The 10,459-nt window shown below is 61.4% G+C and carries 7 protein-coding genes; 3 read left to right on the top strand and 4 right to left on the bottom strand.

Annotation, left to right across the window (positions count from 1 at the left end; genetic code table 11):
- Nucleotides 1-45: 45 nt before the first annotated feature.
- Nucleotides 46-1,281, bottom strand: coding sequence for an MFS transporter (locus tag BKN05_RS11170; RefSeq protein WP_286688671.1), 1,236 nt, complete (start codon nt 1,279-1,281; stop codon nt 46-48).
- A 112-nt stretch (nt 1,282-1,393) separates the two neighbouring features.
- On the opposite strand from BKN05_RS11170, the gene BKN05_RS11165 reads away from it, so the two are divergent.
- Complete coding sequence (locus BKN05_RS11165; RefSeq protein ID WP_239191617.1) at nt 1,394-1,912, top strand: hypothetical protein; 519 nt, start codon at nt 1,394-1,396, stop codon at nt 1,910-1,912.
- Here BKN05_RS11165 and BKN05_RS11160 read toward each other — a convergent pair.
- The 3 genes from BKN05_RS11160 to BKN05_RS11150 form a co-directional block, all read right to left on the bottom strand.
- Nucleotides 1,909-2,751, bottom strand: coding sequence for a hypothetical protein (locus BKN05_RS11160; RefSeq protein ID WP_225747138.1), 843 nt, complete (start codon nt 2,749-2,751; stop codon nt 1,909-1,911). The genes BKN05_RS11165 and BKN05_RS11160 overlap by 4 nt on opposite strands.
- Before the next feature lie 127 nt (nt 2,752-2,878).
- The gene (locus BKN05_RS11155; RefSeq protein ID WP_225747139.1) at nt 2,879-3,727 is read right to left on the bottom strand and encodes a DNA primase; all 849 of its coding nucleotides are present in this window, start codon (nt 3,725-3,727) and stop codon (nt 2,879-2,881) included.
- 81 nt (nt 3,728-3,808) lie between these two features.
- Nucleotides 3,809-5,512 carry a carboxylesterase/lipase family protein gene (locus BKN05_RS11150; RefSeq protein ID WP_286688670.1) on the bottom strand — a complete coding sequence of 568 codons (1,704 nt, stop codon included), beginning with the start codon at nt 5,510-5,512 and terminating at the stop codon, nt 3,809-3,811.
- Nucleotides 5,513-5,628: 116 nt separating this feature from the next.
- On the opposite strand from BKN05_RS11150, the gene BKN05_RS11145 reads away from it, so the two are divergent.
- Both BKN05_RS11145 and BKN05_RS11140 read left to right on the top strand, forming a co-directional pair.
- Nucleotides 5,629-6,363, top strand: coding sequence for a hypothetical protein (locus BKN05_RS11145; protein ID WP_250410284.1), 735 nt, complete (start codon nt 5,629-5,631; stop codon nt 6,361-6,363).
- A gap of 177 nt (nt 6,364-6,540) precedes the next feature.
- Complete coding sequence (locus BKN05_RS11140; RefSeq protein WP_479970525.1) at nt 6,541-10,263, top strand: multifunctional oxoglutarate decarboxylase/oxoglutarate dehydrogenase thiamine pyrophosphate-binding subunit/dihydrolipoyllysine-residue succinyltransferase subunit; 3,723 nt, start codon at nt 6,541-6,543, stop codon at nt 10,261-10,263.
- The last annotated feature ends 196 nt before the right edge of the window (nt 10,264-10,459 follow it).

The following is a 10,459-nucleotide window of genomic DNA, read 5'->3' as shown; positions in this document are numbered from 1 at the left end:
CTACTACAACAAGAAAGACAACGAACTCAGCCCCCAACGGGGCAACTAAAAACGAAAAATCTCGAGACACCGACCGGAACGATGTCTCGAGACTTCACAGAATGCCCAGGCAATGATGCCGATGAAGGCGATGGCACCGCAGACGGTGAAGGCGAGGGGGAAGCCGGAGGCGTCGGCAAGCAGGCCAATGAGCATGGGGCCCAAGATTTGGCCGAAGTCTCCGGCCATCTGGAAGGTGGATAGCACCTTGCCGCCGGAGCGGTCATTGCCCACGATGTCGCCCACCGCGGCCTGCTGGGAGGGGTTGATAAGCCCGGAAGAAGCGCCGGCGAAGGCAGAGACGAGCAGGAGGAACCACACGCTGGTGGCCATGCCCATGAGCACCATGAAGATGGCGGAGCCGACGAGGCCGATGAGGATAAGTGGTTTGCGGCCGTGGATATCGGACCACTTGCCGGAGAACTGCAACACGATGGCGTTGCCGGCTGCAAAGACTGCGAGCGCCAGGCCGGAGGCGGCCGCGCCATTGTGGAAGATGGAGGCGGCAAAAAGCGGCAGGACGGATACGCGCACTCCCATGTTGATCCAGCTATGGGCAAAGTTGGAGGTCAGCACCGCGCGGTAGGCGGTATCGCCCCAGGCCTCCTGCAGGCGCATGGGCGGCAGCTTATCCTGGCTGGCCTGCTTGTGGTTGACGCGAGGCATTTGCCACCAGACGACGAACGCGGCCAGTGCCACGCCCACGCCGTAGATGAAAAATGGCCATCGGAAACCCAGGAAGGACAGGCTGGCACCAAGAACCGGGCCGGCGACGTTACCGAGCAGGAAGGCCGTGGCGTAGGTGGCAGAGCACTTGCCGCGAATCGTCGGCGGAGACATGCGCACGATAAGCCCCATGGCGGAGACGGTGAACATGGTCGAGCCAATCCCGGCCAGGGCGCGCAGGGCCACGATGTGCCAGTAGCTTTGTGCAATGGAGACTAGACCCGTGGTCACCGCGACGGTCATGAGCCCGATAAGATAGACGCGGCGCGAGCCGACGCGATCCACAAGCGATCCGGACATGGGCGCGAAGATAAGGCGCGAGGCGGCGAAGATGGAGACCACTAGGCCCGCGGCAGCCATGGAGACATCGAAGCTCACCACGAACTGCGGAAGCAGCGGGGCGATAAGGCCATAGCCCAAAGCGATAATAAAGGCGGCCGTGACCATGACCCAGATTTCGCGCGGAATCTTGGGCGCTTCCTCGTGTTCTACTTCCCCACTGCGTGTATTCATCATATCGGCTGCAACTCTAATCCTTGGCGTCAGGGAAAGCCATTTGCGACTTATGTTCGAACATATGTTTGTTTTTGGTGGGGTTGTGTCCGCGTTGGGTTCTAGTGTGATGGCCATGCACAACGTACAAAAGAAGTTTCCCCAGCCCACCGCGATGAACCTGCCTCAGTCCGCTTCCGAGATTGCGGCGGACTTGCTCTACCACGAATATGACACCATCAATTCCATCGCCGCCATCATGCACCACCCGCGCTCCCTGGCGCGCCCTACTCCCACCTGGCGCCCACCGATAAAGCAACTGCCGACGCCCGCCGGTGGACCGGGCGGAGAGTATTGCATGAGCATCACCCGCCACCGCGTGGGCGCGCGCGTGAAGGCTCGCGTGCGCGGCTTTGGGCAAGACCGCATTCCTGCCTATCTGATCACCATCCGCATTACCGAGAACTTTGGTCAGCCGGTAGATCCCGCCGTGGCAGAAGGCTGGGTGCGCACGCTCGTGCCGGCAGAGATGGTTGGCGCAGTCCACGAGGTCTCCCGTGGCCCGAATGCCACTTATGTGTGGCTCGTGGATAGCTCCTATCAGCCGGTCCACTCCCCTGAGTCACTCTTCGCCGGCTTCAGCCAAGCCGCCTAGGCGGTCGCGCTCTGTTTCGTTGACTGCGCAGATGCGTCTGGCCCTGCATGCGGGTCAGGTGCGTGGAGCACCTTCCTCATCACCTCGTGGTTGAAGGTCACCGTGTAGTGCCGGGCGATTGCATTAGGCATAAAGCGCACGACCAAGCAGGCGATGAGGACGGTAAAGACCTTATCCAGAATGTCCGAGGTAAGGCCCTGCAAGATGATGGCTAGGCGCTCGTCTTGGAAAATCATCTCGTAGAACTTGGTGAGGTTTTGTGGCCCCTTGCGCGGTCGTCCGCTGAAGGAAAAGATGAGCACGTACACGCTCATCACGCCGGAGCAGATGCCCATTCCAAGGCCGGAGAAAATGATCCATGACAGCCTGTTGAATACCCCGCGGCGAGCCAGTAGGCCCACGGCGGCGCCGATAAAGATGCCTACGGGCGCAAAGGCGAGATCATGGGCAAAGTACACTCCGCCCAATACGGTGGTGGTAAGCCCCGCGGCCATGCCGAGCACGGGACCGGCGATGATGGCGACGATGGCGGTGCCGACAGCATCGAAGAACATCGGCACCTGCGTGCGCACCGTCAACGAGCCCAACAGCAGGTTGATGGAGGCGCCGAAGATCGGATACAGGAGGATGCAGTTAGGCACCAGCCCATGCTGCGAGGTATATAGCAGCACCGCGGCCGCTAGGAGGAGGACCCAGACGCTGGCGGTCAGGTAGGACTCGAAAGTCATATTTACCGTGGAGTACACCCCAAAGACGGTACAAAGCCACGCGGCGAGCGAGAATGCCACGGCTACTACAACAAGGACGTAGCGCCACGTGGTGTCGCGGGTCATCGCCATGGTCTCCTCCTCAGAAGGCTAGGTTTAGGGCGAATTCCCAGCTGCAGGCTGGGATTGTCCTAAAGCCTAATTGGCGGCGCGCGAAAGTAGCAACACAAAAGGGCCTCTAAAATGGGGAAGGCCGGGACTACTTTTCGTCAGCTTCGCGGGCGTCGGATTCGTCGTCCAGGTCGACATCGTCGCCGTCCAGGTAGTCCTCGTCTTCGTCCTCGTCGTCTTCGCCGAAGATATCGTAGACGTCAGGTTCTTCGTAGTCTTCGTCATCGAAGGAGACGAGCTGTGCTTCCCAGTCCAGTGCCTGCTCGGAAACGAGGCCTAGGACATCGAAGAGGCGATCGAAGTCGGTGTAGGTGCCAAGCTCGAGGGCCTCGGCCGGAACCTCCACAATGGGAACGTCATCAAACTCGGCGTTATCAAAGAGGGCGAGGCGGTCAGACTCATCGAGGTCCTCATCCTCTTCGTCCACTTCCCAGGCGAGGGCGACTGCCTCATCCTCCATGTCATCGAGATCGTCTTCGTCGAAGTCGAAGGCAAGGAAGCGCACGATGGCGGACGGGACGCCGTCGATGGTTTCCACGAGCACGCGCAGCTCCGAGTCGTTGGCCACTTCAGCCACGACGAGGTGCGGATTGAGCTCATCTTGGGCAAATTCTAGTTCTGCGATGCGCTCATCGGTGCCCTCCAGCAGGTCCCGGAGGACGGTGACGACCTGGTCGGTAGCGATGTGGCGGGACACCGCCTCCACGGCATCGTCTACCGAGAAGGCAACGGAGACGAGGACTGCCTCGAATTCCTCATCGTCTTCATCGACATCCGCCGCGGCAATGTAGACATTCGCGGCGGGAAGAAGCGGATCGATTTCAATAAATTGGATTTCCAGATCAGAGGTGATCGGAACAAACATGACGTCATCATTGACGCGGGACTCGATGCCCTCGGCATCCAATGCAGAAGCAATATCTTCGAAAAAGCTCATGGTGGTTTAAAATCCATCCTTCGGAAGCAGAGGTTCCCACGGTAGGCAAGCCGCCGCCCGCGGTCACTGTGGAGTCTACCGTTATTCCCACCCGGATGGTTGGAAGCCCAAAGATCTCACCAGCTCCGGGCGCCCGCTTCCCCACTCCAACATGTGGTATCCCTCCCAGGCTTGCCGCTTGAGCTCGTGCGGCGCGTGCTCAATATAGGCCTCGGCATCGAAGATCATGGTGGCGCGCTGAGTGGCCCCGTAGCGCGGCCAACTCATCTCAGGGCGGCCGCCATGAATGAAGGCGGACCAGTGTTGCTGCATGGTGGCGGTAAGTTCTTCCATCTCCGCACGCGAGCCCCAATTGGTAAGGAAAGATGCGCGCGAGGAGTAAGGGTCACCGAATACATTGCCCAGCTCCATCGAATGCATGGCGCCGAGGCCCAGCCACTTGAGCACGGCAGAGGCGAAGTCGAAGCGATACATCCACGTTGGTGCCACCTGCGCATGGGCGGTAGCGATGCGGGTGGAAGGTGCCCAAAAGAGGGCGTCGGCAAGCAGGTGCGCAAAGTCCTCCCGGGCCACCGCGCCGTCATAGGCGGCGACGACTTCGGGGGCGTGCTGGGGATCGAAGGAAGCCAGGAGGCGCAAGGCGGCGCGCTCGCGGGAGCTTTGGCGCTGGAAGAGGAATTTACCAAAGCTAGCCTCGTCCGAGTTCGTGCCGATGAGCAGCGGAACCTGGTGCTGGTGCCCATTTTCAAAGGCAGCTATGGGGTGTTCCGGAATGAGCTCATCATCCACCGTGGGTGCGTAGCAGGAATTGAGGTGAATGAGCTCGCCGGCCCGCCACATCATGGATTGGCCCGAACGCACCAGATCGGCAAAGTTTTCCTGGCGCAGGTCCTCCACCGAGGTACGCCGGGGCAAGGCCATGCGGTGGACCAGCTCGCGCGCCCACAAGGTGGACTGGGCGCGGGAATGGATCATGGCAATCGGCGGGGACTGGGCAATGGCGCGGTGGAAGAGGCCCTCCGCGGCCGGGCTCGTCATGAGGGTGAGCACCGCCGCGCCGCCGGCCGATTCGCCCATGAGGGTGACGGAATCAGGATCACCGCCAAAGGCCGCGATATTGTCGCGCACCCACTGCAGCGCCAGGATCTGATCGGCCACCGCCGGGTTAGCGCTGCAGTCCCCGCCCAGGCTGCGCAGATCCAAGTAGCCCAGGGAATTGAGGCGGAAGTTAATGGATACGTAGACCACGTCCATGCGGGTGGCCAGCTCAAAACCGCGGAGCATGAGCATGTGGGACGAGCCCATAATGAAGCTGCCGCCGTGCAGGTAGACCACCACGGGAAGCTTCTCTTCAGTGCGCGGGCGCACGATGTCGAGGTGCAGGCAGTCCTCGGAGCCGATAATGCGATCGGTCCAGGAATACGTGGGCTGCGGGGCCGGTGGGCCGAACTGGCTGCAATCGCGCACACCCTCCCAGGCCGGTGCGGGCTGCGGCGCGCGGAAGCGGTTGTCCCCGGCGGTGGTATCACCAAACGGGATACCGCGCCAGGTAAGCACCGGCCCGGCGCTAATGGGGCGATCGGTGCGCAGGTCTTCCTCTATAACGCCGCGCACCCACCCGGAGGTAGTGCGCACGGTGAGCTCATCTGCCAGGGCGTTTTGGGCCTCTTCGTGCGCGCGGCGGGCGCGTTCGTGCGCTTGTTTCGCTTTAAGGCGCGCCGCCGCGGAAGACTCCTCCAGAGGGAAACCCTCGGAGTCGCGGTTGTTCTCGTGCGGCGTAACCATACCCACTAGCTTAGGTCGCTTGCACGCCCTCGGCGATCTCATTACGGCGCGGCGGCGCATTAATAGAGCCTTTACTATGCTGGGCGCAGATAAGTTTTAGCGAAAGAGAAGGACACATGGGCTTATTTACTAAAGACAAAAAGGACAACTCCACCGAGGTCGACACCGTCGATACCTATGACATCGATCCGGAAGATACCAACCGCTTTACCTCTGCCCTGCTCAATTCCCTGGACCGCGCAGTGGCCGTGCAGTCCGGTGTCATCATCAAGTACGTCGAGAACCTGAAGAAGCGCAATAAGGACGCGAGCCCGCAGCAGCTGCAGGAGCTCATTGACAAACACTTCCTCAATATCACCTCCGGCACGGGTGCGGCCGCGGGCGCTTCCGCTGCCATCCCAGGTGTTGGCTTGGTAACCGGCGCAGCTACCATCGCCGGCGAATCCGTGGTCTTTTTGGAGGCGACCGCGTGGTACATCTTGGCTTCGGCCTACCTGCATGGCGATGACATCAAGTCCCCCGAGCGCCGCCGCGCCCTTGTACTTTTGGTGCTGACCGGTTCGAAGGGCTCCGCTTTGGTGGATACCTTTGTGGGTGATCTCAATAGCGTGGCGGGCATGCGCTCGGCCGCTAGCCTGTCCCGTTTCTCCGGCCCGACGCTGTCTGGAATCAACGGCCGCCTGACCAAGCTTTTTACCAAGCAGATCACCAAGCGCCTGGAGTGGGCGTGGATCAGCAAGCTCATGCCCATGGGCATCGGCGCCGTGCTCGGCACTACCGCCAACCGCAAGCTGGCCAAGCAGGTCATCGAGCACGCCAGCGAGCAGCTTTCTCCCCTCACCCAAGCCTAGGGGTAGCCGGGAACCGATAAGTGGGGCAATTGATACCCCTAACATAGTGAGTTTAGGGGTATGACCCGTATCATGTAGGCAGACTCTTTGGCGAGTGACGCATGCGCTCGTGCAAAGGCCGCACTAAAGTCGAATAAACGACCATTTTAAAGCAGAGAAATGAGGCGAATACCTGCCGTGAGCACATCGAATATCTTCGGCCCCAATGCGTGGCTGATAGACGAGCAGTTCCAGCAGTACTCCAAGGACCCTAGCTCCGTAGATAAGGAGTGGCGCAACTACTTCGAAGCAAACGGCGCGCCCAAGTCTGAGGCACCTGCCAAGGAAGCCCCGAAGAAGCCGTCTAAGCCTGCCGCGAAGAAAACTGAGGGTACGACTACCGCCCGCAAGCAGGAGGCCCGCGAGACCAACGTGGATAAGTCCGTGGCCAAGGCGCAGGAAAAGTCCGCTAAGGCCAAGCAGTCCGTGAAGAAGTCCGAGTCCCCGCTCGACCGCATCGAAGACTACAAGGGCGGCGAGGAGCACCAGCTCAAGGGCATGTTCAAGGCCATTGCGAAGAACATGGAGGAATCCCTGGAGATTCCTACCGCTACCACCGTGCGCGATATGCCGGTCAAGCTCATGTGGGAAAACCGCTCCATGATCAATGACCACCTCAAGCGCACTCGCGGTGGCAAGATCTCCTTTACCCACATCATCGGCTACGCCATGGTTAAGGCCGTACAGCTGCACCCTGACATGAACGTGCGCTACGAGGAAAAGGATGGCAAGCCTTATGTCATCCAGCCGGAGCACATTAACCTGGGTCTGGCCATTGACCTGCCGCAGAAGGATGGCTCCCGCGCGTTGGTCGTCGCCGCCATCAAGGAGTGCGAGACCAAGTCCTTCTCCGAGTTTGTTGAGGCCTACGAGGACATCGTTACCCGTTCTCGCAAGAACAAGCTCACCATGGATGACTTCTCTGGTGTGACCATTAACCTCACCAACCCAGGCGGCATCGGCACCCGCCACTCCATCGCCCGCCTGACTAAGGGCGCCGGCTCCATCATCGGCGTGGGCTCTATGGATTACCCGGCCGAGTTCGCTGGCGCTTCCGCGGACCGCTTGGCAGACCTGGGCGTCGGCCGCCTGGTTACCCTGACCTCCACCTATGACCACCGCGTCATCCAGGGTGCAGAGTCCGGCGAGTTCTTGCGCACCATTGGCCAGCTGCTTGTCGACGGCGCCTTTTGGGACGACCTCTTCTCCTCCATGGGCGTGCCTTATGAGCCGTTCCGTTGGGCACAGGACGTGCCGAACTCCGGCGTGGACAAGAACACCCGCGTCATGCAGCTCATCGAGTCTTACCGCTCCCGCGGCCACCTGCTGGCCGATACCAACCCGCTGGGCTGGGTACAGCCGGGCCTGCCTAACCCGGACCACCGCGACCTCGACATCGCGACCCACGGCCTGACCATTTGGGATCTGGACCGCACCTTCAACGTCGGTGGCTTTGGTGGCAAGGAGCAGATGACCCTGCGCGAGGTGCTGTCCCGCCTGCGCGCCGCCTACACCCTGAAGGTCGGCTCCGAATACACCCACATCCTGGACCGCGATGAGCGCGGCTGGCTGCAGGACCGCCTGGAGGCAGGCATGCCGAAGCCGACCAACGCGGAGCAGAAGTACATCCTCCAAAAGGTCAATGCCGCAGAAGCATTCGAGAACTTCCTGCAGACCAAGTACGTGGGCCAGAAGCGCTTCTCCCTCGAGGGCGCCGAGACCCTCATCCCGCTGCTGGATTCCATCATCGATACCGCCGCCGGCCAGGATCTGGACGAGGTCGTCATCGGCATGCCGCACCGCGGCCGCCTCAACGTCCTGTTCAATATCGTGGGCAAGCCACTGGCCGATATCTTCGGCGAGTTCGACGGCAACTACAAGGGCGGCCAGCTCGGCGGCTCCGGTGACGTGAAGTACCACCTGGGCTCCGAGGGCCACCACCTGCAGATGTTTGGCGATGGCGAAATCAAGGTCACCCTCGCCGCCAACCCATCCCACCTTGAGGCCGTGGATCCGGTCATGGAGGGCATCGCCCGCGCTAAGCAGGACATCTTGGACAAGGGCCCAGAGGGCCACACCGTTGTTCCGGTCATGCTCCATGGCGATGCCTCCTTCACCGGCCTGGGCATTGTTCAGGAGACCATCAACCTGTCCCAGCTGCGCGGTTACACCAACGGCGGCACCGTCCACATCGTGGTCAACAACCAGGTGGGCTTCACCACCACCCCGGACTCCGGCCGTTCCACCCACTACGCCACCGACCTGGCCAAGGGCTTCGACTGCCCAGTCTTCCACGTCAACGGCGATGACCCAGAGGCAGTTGTCTGGGTAGGCCAGATGGCAGCCGAGTACCGCCGCCAGTTTGGCAAGGACGTCTTCATTGACCTCATGGTCTACCGCCTGCGCGGTCACAACGAGGCCGATGACCCGTCCATGACCCAGCCGGAGCTCTACTCCGTCATCGACGAGCACAAGGCAGTGCGCGAGCACTACACCAACGACCTCATCGGCCGTGGTGACCTTTCCGCTGAGGATGCCGAGGCAGCCGCTCGCGACTTCCACGACCAGATGGAATCCGTCTTTGCTGAGCACAAGGAAGCCGGCAAGGCTCGCCCGAAGGAGCAGACCGGCATCACCTCCTCCCAGGAGCTCACCCGCGGCCTGGATACCTCCATTACCGCCGAGGAGCTCGCCGAGCTGGGTGCCGCTTATGGCAACCCACCAGAGGACTTTGAGTACCACAAGCGCGTGGGCAAGGTAGCCAAGGAGCGCGAGAAGTCCTCCCGTGAGGGCGGCATCGACTGGGGCTGGGGCGAGCTCATCGCCTTCGGTTCCCTGGCCGGCGAGGGCAAGGTTGTCCGCCTGGCTGGTGAGGATTCCCGTCGCGGTACCTTCACCCAGCGCCACGCCGTCACCTTCGACCCGCGCAACGGCAACGAGTACAACCCGATGCACGCCATCGCCACCTCCAAGGGCAACGGCGGCAAGTTCATGGTTTATAACTCCGCGCTGACCGAGTTCGCCGGCATGGGCTTCGAGTACGGCTACACCGTGGGCAACCCAGACGCCCTCGTGGCATGGGAGGCACAGTTCGGTGACTTCGCCAACGGCGCCCAGACCATCATCGACGAGTACATCTCCTCCGGTGAGGCCAAGTGGGGCCAGCTGTCCAGCCTGGTGCTCCTCCTGCCACACGGCTACGAAGGCCAGGGCCCGGACCACTCCTCCGCCCGCATCGAGCGCTACCTGCAGCTGTGCGCTGAGGGCTCCATGACCGTGGCTCAGCCTTCCACCCCGGCTAACCACTTCCACCTCCTGCGCCGCCAGGCACTCGGTGAGATGAAGCGTCCGCTGGTCGTCTTCACCCCGAAGTCCATGCTGCGCAACAAGGCAGCTACCTCCGCCGTGGAAGACTTCACCGAGGTCAAGCGCTTCCAGTCCGTTATCAACGATCCGAACTTCGTTGATGTCAACGGCAAGAAGGTCGGCGATACCGACAAGGTCAAGACCATCATGCTGGTCTCCGGCAAGCTGTACTGGGATCTGGAGAAGAAGCGCGAGGCCGATGGCCGCGATGACATCGCCATTGTCCGCGTGGAGATGCTCCACCCGATTCCGTTCAACCGCCTGCGCGAGGCATTCGAGGCTTACCCGAACGCCACCCAGGTCCGCTTCGTTCAGGACGAGCCGGCCAACCAGGGCCCATGGCCGTTCTACAACGAGCACCTGCGCACCCTGATTCCGGATATGCCGGAGTTGGTTCGCGTTTCCCGCCGCGCACAGTCCTCGACTGCCACCGGTAACGCTAAGGTGCACCAGATTGAGCAGAAGAACCTGCTGGAAGAGGCCTTCGACATCTAGTCGCCTCTACCCCGTTTAAACCCCAGTGAGGACCTCCTCACTGGGGTTTATTCATGCCGACACCAGCATGGCGGATTCTAGTGGTCGTGGAAACACGTCTTATGTTTCGGTTGAGTTTATCAGTGCGGCCATTTTCTCGGCTGGTGTTTGAAAGCCCAGGGTTTTGCGGGGGCGGCGGTTGAGTTGCATGGCGACG

It is taken from the genome of Corynebacterium sp. S5S1, from assembly GCF_001913985.1.
Lineage (GTDB): Bacteria > Actinomycetota > Actinomycetes > Mycobacteriales > Mycobacteriaceae > Corynebacterium > Corynebacterium marquesiae.
Note: the sequence above shows the minus strand (reverse complement) of the source record. Positions and strands in the feature narration are given on the sequence as shown.

What these genes read in the sequence shown, in the direction of transcription:
- BKN05_RS11170 (WP_286688671.1), bottom strand. Translation starts at nt 1,281, where the DNA reads ATGATGAATACACGCAGTGGGGAAGTAGAACACGAGGAAGCGCCCAAG.
- BKN05_RS11165 (WP_239191617.1), top strand. Translation starts at nt 1,394, where the DNA reads ATGCACAACGTACAAAAGAAGTTTCCCCAGCCCACCGCGATGAACCTG.
- BKN05_RS11160 (WP_225747138.1), bottom strand. Translation starts at nt 2,751, where the DNA reads ATGGCGATGACCCGCGACACCACGTGGCGCTACGTCCTTGTTGTAGTA.
- BKN05_RS11155 (WP_225747139.1), bottom strand. Translation starts at nt 3,727, where the DNA reads ATGAGCTTTTTCGAAGATATTGCTTCTGCATTGGATGCCGAGGGCATC.
- BKN05_RS11150 (WP_286688670.1), bottom strand. Translation starts at nt 5,512, where the DNA reads ATGGTTACGCCGCACGAGAACAACCGCGACTCCGAGGGTTTCCCTCTG.
- BKN05_RS11145 (WP_250410284.1), top strand. Translation starts at nt 5,629, where the DNA reads ATGGGCTTATTTACTAAAGACAAAAAGGACAACTCCACCGAGGTCGAC.